The sequence below is a fragment of the Dysgonomonas gadei ATCC BAA-286 genome (assembly GCF_000213555.1).
Taxonomy (GTDB): Bacteria; Bacteroidota; Bacteroidia; order Bacteroidales; family Dysgonomonadaceae; genus Dysgonomonas; species Dysgonomonas gadei.
In genome coordinates this window covers 312050-336677 of the sequence record NZ_GL891983.1, presented here as the reverse complement: position 1 = coordinate 336677, position 24628 = coordinate 312050, and the positions used below count along the sequence as shown (strand labels likewise).

Here is a 24628-nt window from a genome sequence, read left to right as displayed (position 1 = left end):
AACAGTGACAAAAAAGAAAGTATGCAAAGAGTGTTACTTTTGTTACTTTTTATACAAAAAAATGTGACAGCTAAAAAAAATGAAAAAGTGTCAAGTTTGTCAACTTTTTCTACGATCAATAGAAAAAAAGGAGAAAACAGAAATGAATAAATATCTTAAAATAGCCCCTACAGATAATGTCTGTGTGGCAATAGATGATCTGGGTGAAGGTGATATTCTGGATATAGACGGCAAAAAAGTCACTATCAGGAATACGATCCCTACAGGCCATAAGTTTGCAATAGACGAGATAAAAGCAAACGAAGACGTTATCAAATACGGTTACCCTATAGGACATGCTACAACTGATATTCATATCGGTGAGCACGTACATACGCAGAATGTGAAGACCAATTTGCATGACGATCTCCAATACGCTTATGTTCCGGTTCATCCGAAACTGGATATAAAAAAGAGTAACCTTACTATAAACGGTTATCTGCGTTACAATGGCGAAATGGGTATCCGCAATGAACTGTGGATTGTTCCTACCGTAGGCTGTGTAAACGGACAGGCACAGGCTATTATCAACCGTATAAAAAACGAACTTGATGTTTCCCATATAGACGATATACGTGTCTATACTCATAACTATGGCTGTTCCCAACTTGGTGACGATCATGTCAATACCCAGAAGGCATTGGCGGCACTGGCCAAACATCCTAATGCAGGCGGCGTATTGGTAATGAGCCTCGGTTGTGAAAACAATCAGCAGAAGGACTTCAAAAAAGTAATGGGCGAATGGGACGATAAGCGGGTTAAATTTCTTATTGCACAGGAAGTACAGGATGAAATAGAAACAGGTTTTCAGCTGATGAAGGAACTGGTAGAGAATATGCGTAACGACAAACGCGAACCACTTCCATTATCGAAACTGAAAGTAGGACTGAAGTGTGGTGGTAGCGACGGCTTTTCCGGTATTACAGCCAATCCGTTGGTAGGGCAGTTCTCCGACTGGCTGATAGCACAGGGGGGAACAAGCATCCTTACCGAAGTGCCCGAAATGTTCGGAGCCGAAACTATCCTGATGAACCGTGCCGAGACAAAAAAAGTTTTTGATGATACAGTGTTGTTAATCAATAACTTCAAGCATTACTTCCGCAAGTTCGACCAGCCGATATATGAAAATCCTTCACCGGGGAATAAAGCCGGGGGCATTACTACCCTTGAAGATAAATCGCTGGGCTGTACCCAAAAGGGTGGTAACTCGGAAGTCGTGGATGTGTTGGATTATGGCCAGCCGGTAGTAAAGCATGGACTTAACCTGCTGAATGCACCGGGTAACGACCTTGTAGCCGCATCGGCTCTGGCTATGTCGGGTTGTCAGATAGTGCTGTTTACAACAGGTCGTGGTACTCCATTCGGAGCTTTTGTTCCTACAATGAAAATATCGACTAATAGTAAACTGTATAATTTCAAGCAGAACTGGATAGACTTTAATGCCGGAGCCTTGCTCGAAGGGCACAGCATGGAAATCGTGCTGAATGATTTTATCAACTTTACGGTCGAAGTTTGTGATGGTAAGCATCTGAAACATGAAGAGACAGGCTTTAAGGAAATAGCCATATTTAAGTCGGGAGTGACACTATAATTAAGAGGCAATATTTTATTAATGTATATATTTGAAGAGCTGGCTGGAGTCTATTATTACCCTGGTCAGCTTTTACCAAAATTTAATCATATAACAACTTTGTGTTAACGAATCTGTAATCATAGAGGGATACTTTTGCCCGTGAGTTTTTAATCATTAATAAAAATAAACGGATGAAAGTAAATCTGACGAAACCAAACAGGAGAGCCATTCTTATACTCTTTTTCCTGCTTGGTATTTCTATGCTGAATGCCCAGAATAAGGCAACCTCAATAACCGGTGTGGTTAAGGATGAGAGTGGCGAAACTGTAATTGGGGCCACAATAAAAGTTAAAGGAACTTCTGTCGGTACGGTAACGGATATGGATGGTAAGTTCTCTCTGGAAACTCCGGCTACAGGAATCCTGAGCATTTCATACATAGGCTATCAGCTGGTTGAAATGGAGATAGAGAGCAATAAACACTACACGATTACATTAAAAGAAGACCAGAAGCAACTGGATGAAGTTGTTGTTACGGCACTGGGGATCAAGCGGGAAGAAAAAGGTCTTGGATTTGCTACAGAGAATATTGAAGGACAGGCCTTAAATGACTCTAAGTCTAATAACTGGGCAACAGCCCTCTCCGGTAAAGTCGCTGGGTTGAGTATAATCAGTCCCGGCGGAGGGCCATTAGGAACATCCCGTATTTCATTACGTGGAGATAACTCCATGAACATGGATGGTAACAATGCTCTTATTGTGATTGATGGTGTCCCGATTGGAGGTTCAGCTACAGGTACAGGAGCCGACTCATACGGTGCGGGTTCGGGAAGTGATATTCCTGTCGACTATGGCGATGCTGTGAATGATCTGAATCCAGAGGATATTGAGTCTATAACAGTCCTGAAAGGTGCTTCCGCTGCTGCTTTGTATGGTAGTCGTGCTGCAAACGGAGCTTTGATAATAACTACAAAATCAGGTTCGAAGCAGAAAGGGATAGGAGTGACATTCAGTTCCAGCTTTAGTCTGGATAATGTTTTAAAATGGCCTGATTATCAGTATGAATATGGGCAAGGAACACAAGCTAAGGATAAGAACGGCAATTGGTATTATTCATATGGGGCATCGGCGGATGGAACGAACACCGGCTCTACTAGTAGTGCATTCGGTCCTAAATTTGATGGACAAATGTATTTCCAGTATGACCCGAACGTTGAAGGACAGAGTCTGGAACGGCAGTTATGGCAGCCATACAAAAATAATATAAAGGACTTTTGGCGAACCGGTACCAACTTCACCAATAGCATATCCATTGAAGGTTCTTCGGATAAGGCGAGTTTCAGGGCATCACTTACACATCAGAACAATGAATGGATGATGCCTAATACCGGCTTCAAAAGGACATCAGTCTCTACTTCGTTTGACTATAAAGTGACAAACAAGCTTCGCTTTTCTTCCAAGGTGAGCTTTACCAACAGAAATAGTGATAACCTTCCGGGAACGGGCTATAACAACCAGTCTATTTCCTATTTTATGATCTTCCAGAATCCTAACGTCGACTTGGCCTGGTACCGTCCGATATGGAAAAAAGATAAGGATCAGGTAGAGCAGATACATCCTTTCAGCAGCTATATAGACAATCCTTATCTGATAGCCTATGAGATGGAAAATCCTACGGATAAGAATTCAGTATTAGGTACAGCGAGTGCGACGTATCAGTTCTCAAGGAAGTTCGACTTACTGGTGAGGACAGGTATAGAAATGTCGCATGAGGCGAGAGAACAGCATCGTCCCTACAATACGGCCAACTTTGCTACAGGTTACTACAAAGAGGAGGATATCAATTACTTTGAGATAAATACAGACTTTCTTTTCTCTTACAGAGAGCAGTTTAACCGGGATTTAGGACTGAGAGTTTCTGCCGGAGGCAATATGAGAAAGAGTGAATATCGTTACAAGGCGGGATATATCACAGGATTGGTGACTCCGGGTGTGTATAAATTGTCCAATGGTTTCACAAGTGCAACTATGAGGTCCACAAACCGGGATAAGCAGGTTAACAGCTTGTACGGAACAGCTACAATTAATTATAAGAAGTTCTTGTATTTGGATGTGACCGGACGTAACGACTGGTCGAGTACGTTGCCTATCGAGAACAATTCATTCTTCTATCCTTCTGTCAGCGGTAGTTTCGTCCTGTCGGATGTCGTTAAAATGCCGTCTCAGATATCTTTTACTAAATTGAGATTATCCTGGGCACAGGTAGGTAATGATACAGACCCGTACAAAACAGCTAAGTATTACTCGGTAAGCGAATTTTCGGGTGCCGCTGAAAGACCGGGAACATTATATAATGCGAACCTAAAGCCTGAGATATCGACTAACTATGAGGCTGGAATAGATTTCCGGATGTTTAAAAACAGGCTAGGTATAGATATTACAGGATATCAGAATTATACAAAGAACCAGATTATAGATGTACCTATCGATCCGACAGCAGGGTATGGCAAAGCCACAATCAATGCCGGAAAAGTAAGAAACCAAGGGCTGGAAGTAGTCCTGAACGGGGTATTGATGGAACAACGTAGCTTCAAATGGAAAGCTTCCTTTAATTGGGCGAAGAACTGGAATAGGATAATGGAACTTTCTGAAGATCTGGATAATGATGAGGATCAGATGATAGCGCAAGCCGGAACTGTATATTATTATGCGAAAGTAGGCGGTTCTATGGGAGATATGTACGGTTATAAGTTGCTCCGCAATCCGGAAGGTAAAGTCATATACGACGCTGCTACGGGATTGACAGCAAAACCCGAAAATGTCGAGTATGTTGGTAATGCATATCCGGGATGGAAAGCCGGCCTTCAAAATGAATTTACGATCAAGAATGTACGGGTGTCTTTATCCATAGATGGACAATACGGCGGTTTGGTTTATTCTCAGTCGCATCATAAAATGACAGAACAAGGTAAATTGAAACACACCCTTTACGGCCGTGACTCAGAAGATGGTAAATTGGTAGGAGATGGTGTTATTGCTAACGGAGACGGAACTTATTCTCCAAATACAACCAGAGCGCTGGTAAGCCAATATTATTCAGACTATTATCGCCGGGCAAATGTGGAGACAAACTCATTTGACGCTACATTCATAAAACTTCGGGAAGCAAGGGTAGAATATAACTTCCCATCGTCGATAACAAAGAAGCTGAAACTGAATTCCCTTGCTGTAGCCTTGTTTGGTCGTAATCTGTGGATGTGGACAAAGGAATACCCTCTGTTCGATCCGGAAGCGGCAGCCTTAAATAGTTCTACAATTGTTCCCGGAACTGAAATGGGTCAAATGCCCTCTTCACGTACTATGGGGATAAACCTGAATGTTAAATTTTAATATGTAAAAGATTAAGAAATGAGATTACTAGACAAAATATCGATAGTATTATGTATCCTCGCCACCAGCTTTACAGCTTGCGACAGTGGATTTGAGGAACTGAACAAAGACCCGAACAGAATAGATGAAATATCACAAAGTTCACTGTTAAGTCCTATTTTATATGAAATGGCCAGTTACAATTACCTGAGAGCCGATGATGTGACTTTCGATTTTATGCAAGTCTCTCTAAGTCATCCGAGTAGTGGAACAGACAGGGCACATTACTATATGACGGAAACATCGGGTGAAGGTGTATGGAGTACTTATTATAACTGGCTAACGTCTGTAAAAGAGATGTATGAGGCTTCCGTAAAGTTTAAAGATCCGAATTCACAGGCAATCGCTCTGACCCTAAACAGCTGGTTGTACGCAAATTTGACCGATGCATTTGGTGACGTGCCTATGAAAGAGGCTTCACGAGCTGAAGAAGGGATATTAAAACCCGTGTTTGATACACAGAAGGAAATTTATACCCGTATTATATCAGATCTCGAGACGGCAAATGACATGTTCATTACATCACAGAAATTAACCTATATAGGAGATCTTCTCTATAATGCCAATACTGAGGCAGAAGGCGTACTAAAGTGGAAAAAGTTTTGTAACTCTTTACGTATGCGCTGTTTATTGCGAATATCCAAGAGGGACTCGGAAATGAATGTATATGCTGAATTGAAGAAGATGGTGAATGATCCTGTTAAATACCCTGTTTTTGAGAAGAATGCAGATGGGGCTATCTTAGCTCTGTCAGGGTTGGCCCCACAGTTACCTCCTATTTCCAGACCACAGGATTTTACTACAGGACGGGCTGCAGGAGAATTTTTTATAGATAACCTTGTGGCTATAGACGATCCGAGATTGCCTATCTGGGCTTCGAAAGCGAAGGACCTGGATGGAAAGAATATCGGATATAAAGGAATCCCCAGTGGTAGTCCTATTACTCAGACATTCAATTATACTCCGTCTAACCTGAATCAGACCTTGGCAAAGGCTCCTCTGAATATTGTCTTGATGACTTATGCCGAAGTTAAGTTTATAATGGCAGAACTGGCATATAAGAATATAATATCGGGAGATGCAAAAACCTATTATGAAGAAGGTACTAAAGCGGCTATCGAACAATGGGGTGGAGTAGTTCCGGCTAACTATTTCAGTAATGTAAATGCTGCGTACAATAATACTTTCGAAAGAATAATGCTTCAGAAGTATTTAGCTTTGTTCTTCAATGACTATCAGCAATGGTTCGAATACAAAAGAACAGGGCTGCCTGTACTTCCGGATAATGGAGGATTACTCAATAATGGCAAGATGCCCATACGCTACCAATACCCACCTAAAATAAAGCGGATGAATAGTACTAATTACCAAAAAGCCGTAGAGAATATGGGTGGTGATAACATCAACATAAAATCGTGGTGGGAAAAATAAAGGATACTAACTTATAAAATAAAATAGATATGAAAAAGATTGTTTGCTTATCATTTGTATTTATATACACAGTATTGTCATTGCAGGCACAGAAAGCAACAAATTTCGAATACGATGTTTATGGGGATGGCATAAAAGTCGAAGATATAAAAGATTATTCTTCGCATGAACTCGGAGATCTCATAGCCCGTAAACTACAGGCTGTGGAGAATATATATCTGCTGCGTTACGAAACAAGGGTAGGCCTTAATAACTCTGAGATTGAAGTACAGAAACCCGACATTCTGCAGTCTGTAGAGAAAATGGATAAGTATTATAAGAAAGCCGTTAAGAAACAATTATTATCGAGAGACGAGGCTGTGAGCAGGTTTTCGAAATATCTGGACATTGCCTACTTCGTTTTTTATGAAGACAGTGCTGCATTTGAGAGTGCTTTAAGTAAAGCCAAAAAGACAGAAGATATTATAATTATTTTTGAGCAGGTAAATCTGCTTAATTACAATGCCAAGATGGAGGCAAGGAACTGATCATACGGAATTTATCTGTAGATATTCGTCAGATAGAGATTTTGGAAGCTTATATATTTGGCCGTACATACACGCAGAAAGGTGAATATAAGATTATGAAAGAATAATCTGTGTGCGGATAGTAAACAAGACATCAAAGAACGAATAGATAAAGGCTTTAGTCTGACCTGTACGGGTATATGGCTAAAGCCTTTTCTGTGAGAACCCTAAAAAAATGTTAGTTTCAGTGAATAACCTTCCGGTTAGTTATTAGTATATGTGACGTCAAAGTCCCAGTTCCATTTATCAAAGTATAAGTTTCCTCCTTTCCATTCCAACTCGCCACGCTGAAAATCCACAGTTTCGCTTCGTGGGTAAATCTTTTCGGGGAATAGAGGCCGGGAATAATCGTTATTGACTATCCAGCGGTACGCGTCCATCCCGTTAGAATATATGTACCTGACTTTCTCATCATCTGTAAACCTGTTGATACCGAATGACTGGTCCATCGGTATCCAGCCGGTACCTTCTATATAGAATTCGCTCCAGTCGTGCAGGTTCAGTCCGTCCGGATGCATCATAAATCCGCTTTGCCAGCGTGCAGGAATGCCATTGTAGCGTGCCAGCGTTATAAACAACAATGTTACCTGTCCGCAGTCGCCATGATTATTTGCCAGTACATAGGCCGGGATATTGTCTATTGTCGAGTATTCCCGTGCGCCTGCCCAAGGGAAATTTTCATCCACCCAAGTGAATATCTTTTTCATCTTCTGATAAGGATCTGTTTCGTTACCGATGATACGTTCCGATATGGCTTTGATAGAATCACTGAAAACGATATGGGGAGCCCGTTCGGAAGTATATGTCTTATACAGATCGCTGTTTTTGTCATATGGCTTGATCTCTTTGCCCTCAAGATTGAACCATTCTGCCGCCGATTTATATGAGAATTCTATCTCAAACTTCAGAGGCTCGTTTTTCTTTGCAACTTTCTCCATATATAATGTGCGGTGTGCATATTCAGACGGGGATATAATATAATTATCGTCATTTACCGACAACAACTTTATTTCCGATTGTCTGCGCTCATCCTCTCTCGGGTACGGAAGCCAGCATCTTACAACTTCTCCTTCGGGTACTGCATTCGGTTTCAGCGTCACTTCATATTTTACTCTCATTGCCACGGGAGACATTTGGGTTTTTCCTGTTTTTCCCAATACTGATACTATTTCCGGCAGATGTACTTTCAGGGTTTCTTCCTTTGCGTCTGTCCCCGGTTTATCTATTTCCTTTTTCTTTGCGATAGCATCTTTATCCAGCCGGAACAGGTTGCCCGCTCCACGGCTGAAATATCTCTTCTGACCGTCTATAACCATATATTCCAGAGATTTATCTGCTTCCCATTTGGCTAACATATCATCATTTACATCAGGATAGTATTTTTTGATGTATTCCATTACCGGTTCTTTGTCCTTGTTGAAGTCCAGAGCTATGCGATGCATCTTATCCTTTCTCCAGTTGAGGTCATAGATTGTATCGGCAGAAGGTCTATTCTCAGCAATATATAAGTCTATCAGGTAAGAAGCTTTCGTGAAATTTCCGGCCTTTTCTTCCGTATCTATTTGCTCCAGACTCACAGATTTGGGTTGTTGGCTATTGCATCCCCATATTGCCAGTGTGATTATTATAAGATATAAGTGTTTCATAGATCTTGTTTTTTTTGTTTCGTTAACTATTTATAGTTAAAAAGTAACAGAAGTAACAGCTTTTTCAGTTAACAGTCAACAGTAATCAGTTAACAGCACCTAAATCCGGGGCGCCGGATTAAGATAATGAAAGAAACACGTTTGATTTGGATATATTTTGGAGCAAATGCAAAGCATTAAATATCAGCAAAATAAAAAAGTGTTTCTTAAGAGAAAACAGTTCTTCAACTTAAAACTCATTACTCAAAACTTATTACTTGTTAGAGGGTAATAAAAGTAACACCTTGCTCAATGCTTTTTACTTGTGTTCTTTGCGTAACTCTTTTCCTTTGCGGTAAAGCCCTTTTCATTACATTGAGGACTTTGTTAAAACCTGACACATCTGACACTTTTGTATTGTTTTTCATTGTTACTTTTTACTAAAGCTCCTATTACTCTTTTTACTCTGTGTTTAAATAAAAAAGGTAACAAAAGTAACACATTTTTCAGCTATTAGCTGATAGCTGTTAGTCGATAGCTTATGTACAAAACCTGACAAACCTGACGACTTTTTACACAATTTTTATTGTCACTTTTTCTTTTAAAAACTCCGTGCTACTCCGTTTACTCTGTGGTTAAAAATAAAAGGTAACAAAGGTTACACTTTTTCATTCATTTGCTAATCTGCTAATTTACAAATCTGCTGATTCATTTTATCAAAGAACTATAAGCTAACAGCTAAAGGCTATCGGCTAATAACATAGATAAATTTTTCTCAAATAAATTATTTTCATTACTCATTACTTAAAACTTATTACTTACTATTTCTCTATCCCTATTCCCGGCAAATCATTCAATATCAATTTCCCGTCAACAACAGTCGTCCCTTTATAAATATCGTTACTTATCAGCAGGTTTCCATCCAGGTCAGCCCAATCCACGGCAGGCGATAATTGGGATGCTGCCGAAATAGCACAGGAAGTTTCCGTCATACAACCTATCATTACCTGCATATTGGCTGCGCGGGCTACCGTCAGTATCTTCCATGCTTCCCGCATTCCCGTACATTTCATCAGTTTGATATTTACACCCGTAAAAGCGCCTTTGAGCCGCAATACATCATTCAACCGTTGGAAAGATTCATCCGCAAAAACGGGTAGGGGACTCCTTTCTGTTACCCAGGCCGAATCATCAAGGTTGTATTTCGGCATCGGCTGTTCTATCATTACTATCCCTTTTTCTTTCAGCCAGTATATCATGTCCAGTGCATGATGCTTGTCTTTCCAGCCCTGATTGGCGTCTATGGCAATAGGCTTGTCGGTCACTGTGCGGATAGCTTCTATCATCTCCTTGTCATTGTCGCGTCCCAGCTTCACTTTCAGAATATTGTAAAGCGGCGCGGCTTCCCTGGTCTTCTCTTTCACCACATCGGCGGTGTCTATTCCGATAGTGAAAGTCGTGGACGGTGCTTTCGACTTATCCAGCCCCCATATTTTATACCACGGTTGCCCCATTATTTTGCCTACAAGGTCGTGCAGGGCTATATCCACAGATGCTTTTGCCGCTGTGTTGTTTTCCGCTATTTTATCCACATAGGTGAGTATATCATCGAGTTCGAACGGACTGGAAAACTGGCTCAGGTCTATTTTTTTTAGGAATTCCATAACAGATGCCTGTGTTTCTCCCAGATAGGGCGGGAGAGAGGCTTCTCCGTATCCGGTAATACCGTCAAATTCGATCTCCGTCAATACAACAGGGGTTGTTGTACGTGAAAAATTAGCGATAGTAAATACATGTCTCAATTGCAGGTCGAAAGGCCTGAAACTGAATTTCATCTTCCCTTTATTGCCTGTCACCTTATCTTTACTCTTCTGTGCGAATATGCTCAATGGTGAGCCGGCAGCCAGACCGGCACCAAGAGAGGCCAATGCTGTCTTTCTCAGAAAATCACGTCTTGATTGTGCCATAGTATATTGTTTAAATTAAAAATGAAAAACTATGGGTGTACTAGTTTCTAGTATACTAGCATGCTAGAAAACTTATAACTACCTAACTATTTTTGCTCCTTATACAACGGACTATTATTTATACTCCAGATTCCTTTTGTATCCACAGCCCCGATAACCCGAGACGCCCGTACAAACTCACGGGTATTGAGTTCGTCGTAATTTGCTTTCGTCGAATCCAGACTGTTTATTCGTATATACCCCGAAGCGTGGATAAACTCCTTATCACCTTTGTAGAAGGCAACATGGCGTATCCGTTCTTTTTTTCCGTCCTGCGCTTTTTTTCCGAAGAACATCAGGTCACCCGGACGCAGGTTTTCGTAACCATTGCTTATATCCACAGAAATGCCGGTCTTTACCTGCTGGGAAGCATCCCGCATAAGAATGATTCCATGCATCAGCATCACCGTTTTGGTAAATCCGCTGCAATCCATGCCTTTGACGGATGTGCCGCCCCACGTGTACGGGATGCCTTTCAGGGTAAGAGCCTTTTCCAGAATGCTCTCCTCTGTCAGCTTTATTGATGTCAGCCATTCTTCATAGGGTTTGCTCTGGCTTTTCAATACATAAGCGATGCGGCCGTCAGGATAAGACACCTTATAGAAACGCCCGTTGTCGGCTTCCAGTTTCAGCATATTGCCGAATGCAAGATCGGATACCCTTTGCTTCTTTTCATCAGGATTTTCATATCCGAAGCCGTAATCATCTGTGAAAATAATTTTCTTTGCAGTTATCCATTTGTTGAAATCATCTTTTGTCATTCTTACAAATGAACCGCCGGTAGTCCATGCCACATAGCCTTCCGCAGTCTTTATCCGCCACCAGTCGTCGTGTTGCAAAACCTGTACAGGCGCTCCCAGTAGTAGCTGGGTTCCCATTTCTGCGGCATAACTTGCACCCATGCGTACATCCGCTACCGAAACGTTAATCACACCATATGTTTTTTCTCCGACCGTTTCATCAGGTAATACGCTGATACTGTCTATTGCCGCCGGATTACTTTTCCGGATCAGTTCCAGTAGATCGGCTTTGGCTTCTTCCAGAGAAGTCACCCCTTTTATGACAGGCTTGCCTTCATTCTCCACAATTTTGATGTCATATACATTATCCCGCCTGTCCGGTACATGCTTCATTCTGGCACTGTCTACGAGAGCATTAAGCTCGGGATAAGGCGTCTTTTCCTCTTTATTCTGACAGGCAGATAAGAGAATTAATGTTGCTGCAACTAGTTTTGTTATATTGTTGATTCTCATATTTTAAAAGTATTTATTAATATATTTTGAATGTAGGGGCGAATAAACATTCGCCCGCAGTAATTAACGGGCGAATGTTTATTCGCCCCTACTTATCCGTTTATATTATTATAGACATAATCATTTCTTATTAAACATAAAATCCAGAATGTTTCTCATCAATTGGTCACGCAAAGGTGTTTCCCTGATTGTCTCGAAAGGAAAACCCAAAACGCAGGTCTTATAATTATCATCAGAAGCTACTCCCGCGCTCAGGTTATTTTCGCTATACCTGAATACGGTGAAGCTGTTGGCATCCGCAGGCTCTATGGCGTCAGGCGATTCTACCGCGTAACAATCTGAATTCAGTTGATTGTAGAAGCTGTAAGTTCCTGTGAGTTGTGTGAAAGGTGAAGCCACGCTTTTGACATTTCCTGTTACCGCTGCCTGCCCTGTCCGCCATTTATATTTCAATACCTTTTGCACGAATTCCTTGTCTTCTTTTTTTACAAATTCGTTGTCCCAGAGGTCTGTGCCCACATAGGCGCCGCTGATAAATATATTTCCTCCCCTGTTGCAATAATCTGTTATTTTCGACTGTAATTCGTCAGGGAATGTTTTAAACCGTGGGGGAAATGCGCCACGCCCTATTTTTGCTTGTTTCTGCTTCCCTAATATAAGGTCTGTCAGTTTATAATTGTTCATATCAGCCAGACCATTCATTACGGCTTCTGTATTGGCAGACACGAAGGAGTAGCCTGCATTTACGATGGATGTACCGTGTACAAACGGATAATCGAATGTGTTACCTGCAATCACAGTCGTTTCATAATTGGAATTACTTGCTCCGAATCCTGCTGCGTCATCGTCCATCCACGGTATTTTACGGCGAAACTCATACTGGCTGCCTATAAGGTTATACTGGTTCTTATCGGGCACTCCGTGGTCTTTATAGCTTAAAAATCCGGCAATGCTGTCACTGCTGGCAAAGCTGTCGGGAGCAGATACACGTTGAAACCCGTTGACAACAAAGACAGTCCCTTTCTCATTCGATTTCCTGCAAACGGATAATATTTCGGAAGGAAAACTTTCACCGCCTTCGTTTACTGCCGTTACCTTGAAACTGTATATCTTATTCTTCTCTATATCGATAGTTGTCTGATTGCTCTTTACCAATATACCATTATCGAAATCGTTGTTATCCGTACGGGTATAAACGATATAGCTGTTTGGCGTTGCGGTCGGTTCCGACGGGTCGTTTACCGGCAGCCATTGCAGTTTCACCTGCGTATCTCCCGAAAATTCGGTGCTGAACGATTTTATCGGCAATGGTGCCACTACATAATCGAAGTTGTACTGATAAGCAATAAATTTAAGTATTCCCTTATAAATAGCCCTGCTTGCCGTAAATTGGAAGGCCGGGTCGAGTCCGTAGCGCATGTCCGCAAAATTCTGATGGGAGAGCAGCTCCAGCAACATGGTCGGCACTTCCGGCATGCGGGCTTCGCTGTAATTGCGGTTCCATATATGACGTCGTGTCCAGTCTGGCTCATATCCGGCGCGTATGTCTTTCACTATTTCGTCCATGATGAGGGATGTAAGGTCGCGGGAAGCAATGCGTGGAGTGCCGTTCGCGAATATCTCATCGTTTATATGCGTCATGCAGATGGTCAGCGTGCCTATAATAGAATCATTATAGGTTGTGCCCGCATCGCTATGGAAAGCCATTGCCATATCCAGAGGAATATTCAATCCTTTCCCCTTCGGGATAACAGGAGATCCTCCCGCCATATAATTTACCCATAACCCACGGCTCTGATAATCGTCCGTATAGTCGCTTTTTCCTTTAGTCCATCTGTATACACTGTCGGGAACACCCGCCCATTGCAGCCAGTAACGCGCCCCTTCCGTATAGCGGGGATGATTGCTGGTTTCCAATTCATACTTTATCGGCGGGAATTTAGATACAGTCGTATCATCGGGTTGCTTCAGATTTTCGGGATCGGTGGTACGTGCGATATTTCCCATACCTCCCCCGATCTTTACAGCATCGGCGGTAATTATCCGCCCGCTTTTTGTGCTTTTGTTGGATAAGGTGATCTTACAATTCTCATTTTTACCTTTGTCAAAGGAGAAGAATCCGAGAAATATCCATGTGCCGCCCCCCATAGTCTGATTGATACTGAACTCCGTTTTTCCTCCGGTGTGATACACGGTATAACGGGCGTCCTCGCTGCTGTTTTTCAAGCTGGCATAGGATATATACACTCCGTATTTTCCTTTTTCCGGGATGTCGGGCAACCATTCGCAAAGGCTTTCATCTCCTTTATTTATCGTTTTCACCTGCCGGTATGTACCGTCCCGGAATGGATTTTCCAAGTCCAGATAAACTTCTTTCAGATGGGCGAATCCGGTGCTGTCTCCCTTTGCCCATGCTTCTTTTCCTGCTGTTTCTCTATAAACAGAGTTGTTTAAGGATTTATCGTTATCTACAATTATTTCATGTTTTTGCGTATCCCGTTCGCGTGGCAGGAAAACATTCGCTCCCGCATTCTCGAGCATAGGGACAAGGTATGGCAAAACATAGCTTTGCGTGTATAGATCTTCTACTGTCTGGAAGACACGGGCACGCTGCCATTCCCAGCGGGATAGCTTTTGCTCGTAGTACCAGCCGTGACTTTGCCACATGGCGATATGGCGGTTCTGAAGACCTTTGTTGCTCTTTACAGGATGAGACAGGCGTGTTATTAAGGGTTTATCAACTTTGTTGGTAAATTTTTCTTTCCTGATCAGCGGAATATAGTCTTCTATTTTATACTTGTCGGAAAAAAGTTCGACCTGATAATTTTTCATATTATCCGGCAGATATTCTTTCACCCCAGCATATATGTCATCTACCAGTTGTTTGTCGAAGCCTCCGAAGGACAAATTGACATTGGCAAACAGCTGGATCTTCTTTCTTTGTATATCGACAGAGTCAATTGTTACAGGGCGTATGCGCGTTTGCTGATTAATGGTCTTGGTGAGATATTCACCGATCTTATCAGTCATATCTTTTGTTATTTCCTGCGCCCTTATCCCGGTGGATGTAAGAGACAGGATAAAGGAGAAAAATATAAATAAGAATGTTATCTTACGGCTTCCCATAATTTTGAGTTTTATATATTATCTATTTTTCATAACGAAGCAGTCCTATCAACCCTTCGCCACTTGTATAAATACATTCTTTACCGTTTAACGGATAGACGGTGTTGATTATAGAATTTCCAACTTTGTGTTTCCAGAGCAGTTTGCCCGTTTTTCCTTCAATGGCGAAGATGATTCCGTTTTTGGTACTACCAAATACTACACTATCTTTTTCGACAGGCATAGACGGTGCATGATCGTATCCATAACCTACATTTGCCGCCCAAATTTGTTGCGGTTTAGCACTTGTAGCGGAGTAACAGACAACGCTGTCCTGCATTGTTTTGCTGTATAACCGCTCTTTATCTTCTGATAAGCCGATGGTTTCCCTGACTTTCCAGTCGGACATCCTCCATATAGTTTCTCCGGTATTGGCATCAACAGCGGTCATCACCCGGTCGGGAGCTGTGAAGAATACTCTGTCATGCGCAGCGACAGGCCATACTGCAGCCGGAGAATAAAGGATTCCTTTCCTGCCTTCTACCCATTTCCAAAGCAACCGGCCTGTATGTTTGTCCAAAGCGTACATAGTTTCATCCCATGCGCCGAAAAAGATTTTGTCTTTGTAGATCAACGGGCGTGTTTCAATATATCCTTTTACTTCAGGGAATTCCCATACCAGTTTCCCTGTTTTGATATCGATGGCCCTGAATGTATTATCGCTGGCTCCGATGTAAACAATACCATTGTCGCTGGCGGCAGAGCCTAATACAGCTTTATCTACGCTATACTTCCACCGCAGGATTCCTTTTTTAGCATCGAGGCAATATATGTTCTTATCGGCAGAGCCTAATACAACAGCATCCTTGTAGACTGTCGCAGTACCCACGATACGGTTTCCGGAAGTGAAACTCCAGTCTTTTGTACCATCCTTTACGGAATAGCAGGAGAATACGCCGGAATCATCGCCGGCATACACTTTGTCTCCCGATATTACAGGAGATGTATAGAATGCGGACTCATTCAATGTTGTCCAAACTTCTTTTACCTGTGGATATTCATTATTAACGGAAATGTCATAACCTGAACAGGTTTTATTATCCGCCGTATAATATTCCTTTGTTAGAGAATAAGCACCCCATCTTACAGGCTCTTGCTTTATCTTTCGTTCATATACGATGAGGGAATCAGAGGTGACATTGAATATGGAATATCCTCCGATATTATCTTGTTTATCCCGCAAATTGGAGCGACAGATAAAAGCAGGGATTCCGTCGTATGAAAATAGCCTGTTGCTATGGTAATGCCCGCCGATAAAGGATTTGATGTTATAGCTGCGGACAGCGTTGGTCAGGTCGCACCAGTTATCTACATCGCTGTCGAGCAAAGGATAGTGGGTGACCAGAACCACAGGCTGTCCGGATGGCATGGCTGCCAGTTCCTGTTTCAGCCAGCTAATGTCCTGCGGGGCTATGTGCCCGTCCATCATGCGGATAACGGGGCCTGTATTGAACCCGAAAAAGCGGATACCTCCATACTCAAAATCGAAGCGCTCGGAGCCGAATATATGTCCGAAATCGGTAGCACCCGATTCGCTCCATTTAGTTTCGTGGTTGCCGGATATGGGGTAGTATTTTGCGTTTAACCGGTCCAGTATATCTTTTGCTTTTCGCAAAGATTCGTAATCTCCCGATTCGCTGATGTCTCCCGTTACGAGTACAAACTTTATATCCTTGTTTGTATTAATATCGTTGACCGTATTTATCAGGTCTTCTTCCGGGAGCGGGTTGTTGCGGTTGAGATGAATATCGGTCACTACGGCAAAACGAAAGTCCTGTCCCCTGAAAGCTATGGATATTAGCAGTAAGAGAGAAAGAATGACATACTTTCTTATTATGTGTCCTGAAACATTCATTTACTTAACCTTTATAATGGATGCAGCTACAACATTCGCCACTATTTCGCGTAGGCGTGACACCGCGCCTTTATCATCGGGATGTACCCTGTTGGTAAGCAGTATAACTGCGGTGCCGGAGTCGGGGTCTATAGTAATAGATGTTCCCGTATAGCCTGTATGCCCGTATGCGGATACATCGAATAAATCTCCGTCGCTGGCATAGCCCGAATATACATCCCATCCCAGTGAACGGCCGAACTCCTCAAACCCTTTCGGAACGGAACGCATGGCACGGACAGTTAAAGGACTGAGTATGCGCACACCGTTGATCTCTCCGTCATTCAACAGCATTGCGGCAAGTACGGCAATATCTTCCGCATTCGAGAATACGCCTGCATTACCCGAAACCCCACCATTCATTATATTGGCCAGCGGGTCGTGTACTCTACCTTTCAGCACTGAACCGTCAGCCTGCTTTTCGGTCGGAGCCGTCCATTCGAGTGTTTCGCCCGTAGGATTGTAATCGGTATGCTTCATGCCCAGCGGACTGAATATATTTTGTCTGGCGAAGTTTTGCAGGCTCATGCCGGATATATTTTCGATGATACGCTGGAGGGTTATAAAGTTGAGGCAACTGTAATCAAATACCTTAGTTGGCTCATTATTGCGTTTTACATTCGATATATAGGTAATTAATCCATCGGGATTCGGAACAGTATATTGTTTCTTTAATTCTTCTACAGGAGCATAAGGTGGTAGCCCTGATGTATGCGTCAATAAATCGACGATCCTTATATTCCTTTTTCGTCCTGTTATACTATCTGTCCATGGCTGGAATCCGGGAATGTACATAGCCACTTGGTCCCTTAGCCTTAATTGTCCCCGTTCCAGCAGTATCATTGTTGATATTGCCGTAGATACGGATTTGCTTAACGATGCGAGGTCAAAAACAGTGTTTGTAGTCATCGCTATCGTTTCAGGATAGATTTGTTTATTGCCATAGGCTTTCAGATAGGTCAGTTTTTTATGTCTTACCACAGCTAATACAGCTCCGGGTATATCTCCATCCTGAACTGACTGGTTGATGGCATTGTCTGTATATATCAGCCTGGACTTATCCATACCTGCTTTTTTAGGGTTAACCAATGGCAGAGACTGGGCGAAAAGTGTGCTGTATGCCAAGGTTAATAATATAGGGAGAATTATTATTCTTTTCATTATGTCAGACCTCCTTTACTTAATTTGGGTTATGAAGATTGATACCTCGCCAGTTCTGCCACGAGGTAGTCTATTGTAATACAGATGTCTAAAAGTCAATCATAGATGATCGGCTTTGTAAGCATCCACTGCCTTTTTTACTGACCCGTGCAATAACAAGAGCCGTTGTGCCTGCTCGTAGTCCAGTCCCAATTCGTCTATAATCATACGGGTTCCTCTGTCTACAAGTTTGTCGTTGGATAGTTGCATGTTTACCATGCGGTTTCCTTTTACCCGTCCCATCTTAATCATGGTAGAGGTAGTAATCATATTCAATATCATCTTTTGGCCTGTACCGGATTTCATACGCGAACTACCCGTTACAAATTCGGGGCCTACAATCATTTCTATCGGAACATCAGCCTCCTGTGACAGAGGTGAATCGGGGTTGCTGGAAATGGAGCCTGTAAGGATTCCATGTTTCCGGGCTTCGCGCAAAGCACCTATAACATAAGGGGTTGTTCCCGATGCCGCAATGCCTATTACCGTATCCTTTTCGTTAATGTTATATGCCTGTAAGTCGCGCCATCCGGCTTCCAGATTATCTTCTGCTTTTTCTACCGGATTCCGCAAAGCTGTATCTCCTCCTGCGATGAGACCTATCACAAGTGTATTCGGCATACCGAATGTAGGCGGTATCTCAGATGCATCCAATACACCCAATCTTCCGCTTGTACCTGCTCCCATGTAAAAGATACGGCCACCCTGTTGCATACGGGGTATGATCTGCGATACGAGTTTTTCTATCTGCGGTATGGCTTTTTCTACAGCTAAGGCAACTTTCTGGTCTTCCTTGTTTATATCCGTGAGAAGTTCGTGGACAGATTTGTTTTCCAGGTTGTCGTATAATGATGGTTGTTCTGTTATTTTTATAAAGGACATTTTTAATTGAGAATTAAGAGTTAAGAATTAAATGCACCTACGGCCTGTTGGCTGCTATAATATGTGATGAGGCCTTCCATAGGGGACTGTGTAATTTTACTGATTTTCAATCCCAAATCTTCACCAGCCTTTCTCAATATTTGTTGATAGTGAAAAGCGACTGAACCAGTAAGGTGTACATCATAATCTTTATATTCATACTGCATTACATTTTTGATGAAGAAGTCTTTAAATGCATTATATACCAGATTATATATCGTATTGTCATTGATATTCCCGAGAATAAACGGAGACAAACTGGCCAGAAATCTGTTTGGTGTGGGTTGGCGGTATACCTTTTCGAGAATAACGGCCGGAGTCAGATTGTATTGGCTCAGAAAGTTTTCTTTTATTCCTGGTGTCAATTGATTTTTAAGACATGCGCCTACAAACAAACGGCCTAGTACAGCTCCACTCCCTTCATCACCAAGGATATAACCCAATGGAGAAACATTCGAAATAATGTTTTCACCGTCATAGAAACAAGAATTCGATCCTGTTCCGATAATGCAGGCTATGCCGCTGCTGTGACCACATAATCCTCTTGCTGCGGCAAGTAAGTCACTTCCTACTTCTATATTTTCCACATTGAAATTATCGGCAATAGCAGCCCTTACTATTTCATTCTTTTCAGGGAAGGCACAGCCCGCTCCGTAAAAGTATATGGCTTCTATTTTATAGCCGGACATATCAGGAACAAGCGAGAGTCTTAGTTCTTCGCTGATTTCTTCGCGGGTGCAGAAGAATGGATTTGCTCCTTTTGTGAAAATTTGTTTTACCAGTTGACCTTTGTTTATTAAACACCAGTCAACCTTGGTCGAACCGCCATCTGCTAATAAAATCATATCTATCGTTCTTTACGTTATCGTTATCTTAATGCTCTAATTCTTTTTCAACCTTTGTCTTCTTTGTTAATAATAACAAACCTATGAATGTAAATGCCGCATTCATTATCAGTAATTCATAACTGAAGGAATAACCGTTGAGCCATTTCTCCGAATTCAGGTCTATTATAAGACAAAGTAGTGGTGAGAGGATTGCTACAAGTGGTATGTATTTATCTTTCACTGTCAGTTTGGTAAATATACCAAAAGCAAACATCCCCAATATCGGTCCGTAAGTGTAGCTGGCTAAAACATAGACTGCATTTATTACCGACGTATTATTTAATAAATTAATAACAATAATAACTATTCCCATAACAATAGCCATCGCCATATGTACTTTTTTTCTTTTGTTGGCGGTTGTGCTATCCGACCCTTTCTTTGAACTGCCTAGTATATCGACTGTAAAAGATGTGGTCAGGGAAGTCAATGCTGAGCCGGCAGCTGCGTAGGCCGCCGAAATAAGTCCGATGATAAATAATATTCCTACTATGACAGGGAAATATCCGCCTGTGGCCAGCATGGGGAATAGTTCATCACTTTTTTCCGGAATAGATATGTTATTGCTCGCTACAAACATATACAAAAGTACTCCAAGCATTAAAAATAGTAAAATAATGACAATCTGAAGAACACCACTTACGATAAGATTCTTTTGGGAGTCTTTCGGATTCTTGCAACTAAGGTTTTTTTGCATAAAGTCTTGATCTAGTCCGGTCATTGCAATCACCGTAAACACTCCCGCGAGAAACTGTTTGAAGAAATATCTTTTGTCATTTATATCGTCAAAGAAAAATATTTGCGAATAATTATTGTCATTGATAGCCGACAACATACTGCCAAAGCCGAAACCCATATCGGAAGCGATGTAATAGATACACATAATCACCGAAACGATGAGACATAATGTTTTGAAAGAATCGGTCCAGATCAGTGTTTTTACACCACCCTTGTATGTATATAACCAAACCAGCGCAATAGACACGGCCACATTAAGAATAAATGGTAAACCGAATGGTTCGAATACGAGAAACTGAAGTACGGCACACACTAAGAATAAACGCACTGCTGCTCCAAGCGTTTTGGAGATGAAGAAGAACCATGCCCCTGTTTTATATGAGGATATCCCAAAACGGTTTTCGAGGTACTCATAAATAGAAGTCAGGTTCATCTTATAGAATAGAGGAATCAGTACGAATGCTATTATGAATTGCCCTACTGCGAAACCTATAACCATTTGCAAATAAGCAAAATTGTTTACGGCTACCATACCGGGTACAGATACAAATGTAACGCCCGATATAGCCGATCCGATCATGGCAAAAGCGACGATGTACCACGATGATTTCCTGTTGCCGACAAAGAAACTTTCGTTATCGGCCTTACGGCTCGTTATATATGATATGCCGAACAGAACGACAAAGTAGGCGACAATGGTAATAAGTATTAATATTGGATCCATACAGGTATAAGTATTTATTCTTGGTCGAAGATTATTCTACATTAATTATTCGGCATACAAAAGGTATGGTCTGCGTTGTTCCCTGAATTTTTCGACATCATCTTTCCACATTGCTTTTATTTCATCGGACGATCGTCCTTCCATTATCATTTTCCGTATGTAAGATACTCCTACAAGCTTTTCGAAAAACGGGCGAAAGAAATGGTCGTCCAAATTTAAGTTTTTATAAGCATCTATGATGTATGACAGGTCAAAACCTTTCTTAAATATTTCTTCATCCGGTATATTTCTCAGGTCTACGCCGAAACATTCACGGTCGAGTTGAGGCGGATTTTTTGCACCCGGAATACTTCGGGGTGTGAATGAAAATGAATATCCTTTCATATTAGGATGCCCGTACACCTGAAACGGGAACTCAGTACCTCTTCCCAAACTCACTGGTGTGGCTTCGAAAAGGCATGTGGATGGATAAAGATATATCGACTTCATATTCGGTAAATTGGGAGATGGCGGCACCGGTAATTGATACAACGTCTGATGTGTATAGTTCTTACATTTAATAACAGTCAGATCGCAAACACGCGATTCAGGTAGCCATCTTTCTCCGTTTATCATCAGGGCCAATTCGCCTAATGTCATGCCGTGTACTACAGGTATAGGGAGCCATCCCACGCCGGATTTATGTTTCATATCCAGAATAGGGCCATCTATATAATGTCCGTTCGGGTTAGGACGATCCAACACAATTACTTTCTTGTTATATTCGGCACATGCATCCATTAGCCGTGCCATAGTGATATAGTACGTGTAGAATCTCAGGCCTACATCCTGTATGTCAATAATAAGGACGTCAAATGAGTCCATTGTCTCCGTACTTGGTTTTTGATCTTTTCCATCATACAATGAACGGATCGGTATTCCCGTCTTTTCATCGACAGAACTCGAAACATGTTCTCCGGCATCGGCGTTTCCCCTGAATCCGTGTTCGGGAGACAGGATACATATCATATTAATCTTATTTTTTACCAATATGTCTACTACATGTTCTTTCCCGACCATGCCTGTGTGATTGGACATTATCGCTACACGTTTGTTTTTCAGGATAGGGAAATATTCATTTGTAGATTCTGCACCTACTATAACCTTGTTGCTTTGGGCAAAACCAGCAAAAGAAAGAACCAGCAGAAGAATTAATAATTTGAATACTTTCATTTTTTATTTGATATTCGGATTTATAATCAAAAATAATCAAGTGTTGAAGAAAAACAAGAGGTAAACACAGGTTGTTCACCCCTTGTTTTGATGTATCATTACTAAATTTAGTAACGGGATCGTATGCTAAACAAATCTTAATCGGCAGTATCCCACCATACCGGAAGCGAATTTACTGTAGGTAACTTGGCCTCAGGATTTGAAGCGGCATGGTTTTCAGAGTTATAACCTGTTTCTATTGTACAATGTTGGAATCTTCGTATCCAGTAACGCTCATTCTTCGGATCGTCTGTAGGGAAATGGGTTTTGCTCGAACTGTTGAACTCATAAGGACGATCGAAATCGATATAAACAACTCCAAAGTCCTTAATGTTTCCTGCACTGTAATTGAAGCGGCGCATGTCATTCCAGTTTTGTAGCGAATATGAGCAGGCTATGAACTTTTGCTGCATAATCTTAGCCATAGTCAGTTCGCCTGCGCTTTGCGCAACAGCTGCACTTTTTAGGAAGTCATCGATGGCTGTGGCTGGTATCACTTGCTTGCCGAATACCGTCTGATCATAATCTTTCAATTTATCATTCATTAATTCCATATGCGCTCTGATGCCGTCTTTGTATGCGGTTAAAGCTCCACCTTTGTCTCCCTTTCGGAAAAGGACTTCAGCTTTGATAAAGCACATTTCGGGATATGCCAGCAGATGGCCGGGAGCATCGGCACGGGTATAAAATGTACCTGTTGAGATGATTTGGGCTGTTTTTCCGTTATAGCGGTTAGCTATATAACGGTCATCTTTTGCATCGCCCGGAGACGCCTTGATCCATGATAATAATTCGGAATAGATTGGTGTGTATATAGAGTCACCTTTTCTGTCGACCAACTGAGTGGCATTGTACCATATGTCTTTTGTACTACCTAATGGTTTCCCATTAATATCCTCTGTTCTGGAGTAGATATCGAAAGCTACAGGGCCTGATTTAGTCCGAATGTCGCTTTTTATAAAATCTACACCAACGGCACGTACATATTTCAATTCGTTATTTATCAGATATTGTCCGCTTGGTACAAGTAAGTCGGTACGAGGATCAACTATACCACTACCTCCGGTGTAAGTATTTGTCAGCAGATCGAGATACCATTTTGTAATACGTGAAGTCGTATTTGATAAATTCTGATGTTGTAAAGCCCGTATAGCGGATTCATCCTCATTTGCCGAGTTTGCATAGCGCATGATTGTACTTTCACTGTTGTTTTTAGGAGCTTTGTCCAGAGCAGCCAATATTGCATCAGGATCGTATATGCTTTTCTTTGATAAGTTGTTCAGCCAGCGGGCTTTGAGACCGTAGGCGAGTTTCAACCACTTATCCTTATCTCCTCCGTTCCACAGGTCTCCACTGGCAAAAGATGTTGCAGTTGCAGGCTGATCTTTCTGAAATTCGGCTATTGCCTCGTCCAGCATAGCCAGACATCCGTAGAATATAGTTTCCCCATTGTCGTATTTCGGAGTGATTACATTGGTGAGTGCCTCGGTATAGGGCATTTCACCATATACATCAGTCATTGTCATAAATCCCCATGCGTGTATCAGTTTAGCTGCGCCAACATAAGACCACGCTCCTTCGGCAGAAGCTTTCTCAATCAATGGTTTCAGATTGGCAGCTGTATATATAAACCATGCCTGATATGGCCATGTGGTAGAGGCTGATTGCGGGTCCCATTTGATAAGATAATCATTAGCTGCGGTCCCGTAAGATTTTCCGATATTTCCTGTAAACCAGCAACCTCTGGTTCCCGATGATTCATAGCTGTCTACAAAGTTTTGCAAAATACCTCTTAACCGAAGATCGGGGGTAGGTACGGTATTGTTGGGGTTATCAGGATTATCGTTTATATCCAGATAATCATTGCAGGCACTCATACCTATCAATAATAAGCCTAAACAGATATATATTATTTTTTTCATTGTATGTA

At 41.9% G+C, this 24628-nt stretch carries 14 protein-coding genes and 1 pseudogene; 4 read left to right on the top strand and 11 right to left on the bottom strand.

What is annotated here, in order from left to right; genetic code table 11:
- Positions 1-142: 142 nt before the first annotated feature.
- The 4 genes from HMPREF9455_RS11430 to HMPREF9455_RS11415 all read left to right on the top strand — a co-directional run bounded on the left by HMPREF9455_RS11430 (position 143) and on the right by HMPREF9455_RS11415 (position 6998).
- Positions 143-1630 (top strand): UxaA family hydrolase, encoded by a 1488-nt coding sequence (locus HMPREF9455_RS11430; protein ID WP_006799854.1) that lies wholly within the window; start codon positions 143-145, stop codon positions 1628-1630.
- A 173-nt stretch (positions 1631-1803) separates the two neighbouring features.
- A complete protein-coding gene (locus tag HMPREF9455_RS11425) occupies positions 1804-5001 on the top strand; it encodes a SusC/RagA family TonB-linked outer membrane protein (protein WP_006799853.1) in 3198 nt (1065 codons plus the stop codon).
- 18 nt (positions 5002-5019) lie between these two features.
- The gene (locus tag HMPREF9455_RS11420) at positions 5020-6471 is read left to right on the top strand and encodes a SusD/RagB family nutrient-binding outer membrane lipoprotein (protein ID WP_006799852.1); all 1452 of its coding nucleotides are present in this window, start codon (positions 5020-5022) and stop codon (positions 6469-6471) included.
- A 29-nt stretch (positions 6472-6500) separates the two neighbouring features.
- Positions 6501-6998 carry a hypothetical protein gene (locus HMPREF9455_RS11415; RefSeq protein WP_006799851.1) on the top strand — a complete coding sequence of 166 codons (498 nt, stop codon included), beginning with the start codon at positions 6501-6503 and terminating at the stop codon, positions 6996-6998.
- Between the two features lie 242 nt (positions 6999-7240).
- Here HMPREF9455_RS11415 and HMPREF9455_RS11410 read toward each other — a convergent pair whose 3' ends face one another.
- From HMPREF9455_RS11410 to HMPREF9455_RS11360, 11 genes and pseudogenes are all read right to left on the bottom strand, one after another.
- Complete coding sequence (locus HMPREF9455_RS11410; RefSeq protein ID WP_006799850.1) at positions 7241-8683, bottom strand: transglutaminase-like domain-containing protein; 1443 nt, start codon at positions 8681-8683, stop codon at positions 7241-7243.
- An 800-nt stretch (positions 8684-9483) separates the two neighbouring features.
- Positions 9484-10629: a dipeptide epimerase gene (locus HMPREF9455_RS11405; protein ID WP_006799848.1), complete on the bottom strand. Its 1146-nt coding sequence runs from the start codon at positions 10627-10629 to the stop codon at positions 9484-9486.
- An 86-nt stretch (positions 10630-10715) separates the two neighbouring features.
- Positions 10716-11921 (bottom strand): C40 family peptidase, encoded by a 1206-nt coding sequence (locus HMPREF9455_RS11400; protein ID WP_006799847.1) that lies wholly within the window; start codon positions 11919-11921, stop codon positions 10716-10718.
- 120 nt (positions 11922-12041) lie between these two features.
- On the bottom strand, positions 12042-15047 hold the full coding sequence (locus tag HMPREF9455_RS11395; RefSeq protein ID WP_006799846.1) for a golvesin C-terminal-like domain-containing protein: 3006 nt from the start codon (positions 15045-15047) through the stop codon (positions 12042-12044).
- A 22-nt stretch (positions 15048-15069) separates the two neighbouring features.
- Positions 15070-16941 (bottom strand): outer membrane protein assembly factor BamB family protein, encoded by a 1872-nt coding sequence (locus tag HMPREF9455_RS11390; RefSeq protein ID WP_006799845.1) that lies wholly within the window; start codon positions 16939-16941, stop codon positions 15070-15072.
- A gap of 15 nt (positions 16942-16956) precedes the next feature.
- Positions 16957-18141, bottom strand: a pseudogene (locus HMPREF9455_RS11385) (serine hydrolase domain-containing protein); the annotation flags it as partial.
- A 99-nt stretch (positions 18142-18240) separates the two neighbouring features.
- Positions 18241-19062, bottom strand: a complete 822-nt coding sequence (gene murQ, locus HMPREF9455_RS11380) for an N-acetylmuramic acid 6-phosphate etherase (RefSeq protein ID WP_006799843.1) — start codon at positions 19060-19062, stop codon at positions 18241-18243.
- Between the two features lie 20 nt (positions 19063-19082).
- Positions 19083-19946, bottom strand: a complete 864-nt coding sequence (locus tag HMPREF9455_RS11375) for a hypothetical protein (protein ID WP_006799842.1) — start codon at positions 19944-19946, stop codon at positions 19083-19085.
- Between the two features lie 28 nt (positions 19947-19974).
- Positions 19975-21447, bottom strand: a complete 1473-nt coding sequence (locus tag HMPREF9455_RS11370; protein WP_006799841.1) for a sodium:solute symporter — start codon at positions 21445-21447, stop codon at positions 19975-19977.
- A 45-nt stretch (positions 21448-21492) separates the two neighbouring features.
- Positions 21493-22659 carry an exo-beta-N-acetylmuramidase NamZ family protein gene (locus HMPREF9455_RS11365; protein WP_006799840.1) on the bottom strand — a complete coding sequence of 389 codons (1167 nt, stop codon included), beginning with the start codon at positions 22657-22659 and terminating at the stop codon, positions 21493-21495.
- Positions 22660-22796: 137 nt separating this feature from the next.
- The gene (locus tag HMPREF9455_RS11360; RefSeq protein WP_006799839.1) at positions 22797-24620 is read right to left on the bottom strand and encodes a SusD/RagB family nutrient-binding outer membrane lipoprotein; all 1824 of its coding nucleotides are present in this window, start codon (positions 24618-24620) and stop codon (positions 22797-22799) included.
- Between the last annotated feature and the right edge of the window lie 8 nt (positions 24621-24628).

Excerpts from the sequence above, each read along its gene's own strand:
- HMPREF9455_RS11415 (WP_006799851.1), top strand. The coding sequence starts at position 6,501 with ATGAAAAAGATTGTTTGCTTATCATTTGTATTTATATACACAGTATTG.
- murQ (WP_006799843.1), bottom strand. The coding sequence starts at position 19,062 with ATGTCCTTTATAAAAATAACAGAACAACCATCATTATACGACAACCTG.
- HMPREF9455_RS11410 (WP_006799850.1), bottom strand. The coding sequence starts at position 8,683 with ATGAAACACTTATATCTTATAATAATCACACTGGCAATATGGGGATGC.
- HMPREF9455_RS11405 (WP_006799848.1), bottom strand. The coding sequence starts at position 10,629 with ATGGCACAATCAAGACGTGATTTTCTGAGAAAGACAGCATTGGCCTCT.
- HMPREF9455_RS11425 (WP_006799853.1), top strand. The coding sequence starts at position 1,804 with ATGAAAGTAAATCTGACGAAACCAAACAGGAGAGCCATTCTTATACTC.
- HMPREF9455_RS11395 (WP_006799846.1), bottom strand. The coding sequence starts at position 15,047 with ATGGGAAGCCGTAAGATAACATTCTTATTTATATTTTTCTCCTTTATC.
- HMPREF9455_RS11430 (WP_006799854.1), top strand. The coding sequence starts at position 143 with ATGAATAAATATCTTAAAATAGCCCCTACAGATAATGTCTGTGTGGCA.
- HMPREF9455_RS11365 (WP_006799840.1), bottom strand. The coding sequence starts at position 22,659 with ATGAAAGTATTCAAATTATTAATTCTTCTGCTGGTTCTTTCTTTTGCT.
- HMPREF9455_RS11390 (WP_006799845.1), bottom strand. The coding sequence starts at position 16,941 with ATGAATGTTTCAGGACACATAATAAGAAAGTATGTCATTCTTTCTCTC.
- HMPREF9455_RS11375 (WP_006799842.1), bottom strand. The coding sequence starts at position 19,946 with ATGATTTTATTAGCAGATGGCGGTTCGACCAAGGTTGACTGGTGTTTA.
- HMPREF9455_RS11420 (WP_006799852.1), top strand. The coding sequence starts at position 5,020 with ATGAGATTACTAGACAAAATATCGATAGTATTATGTATCCTCGCCACC.
- HMPREF9455_RS11360 (WP_006799839.1), bottom strand. The coding sequence starts at position 24,620 with ATGAAAAAAATAATATATATCTGTTTAGGCTTATTATTGATAGGTATG.
- HMPREF9455_RS11370 (WP_006799841.1), bottom strand. The coding sequence starts at position 21,447 with ATGGATCCAATATTAATACTTATTACCATTGTCGCCTACTTTGTCGTT.
- HMPREF9455_RS11400 (WP_006799847.1), bottom strand. The coding sequence starts at position 11,921 with ATGAGAATCAACAATATAACAAAACTAGTTGCAGCAACATTAATTCTC.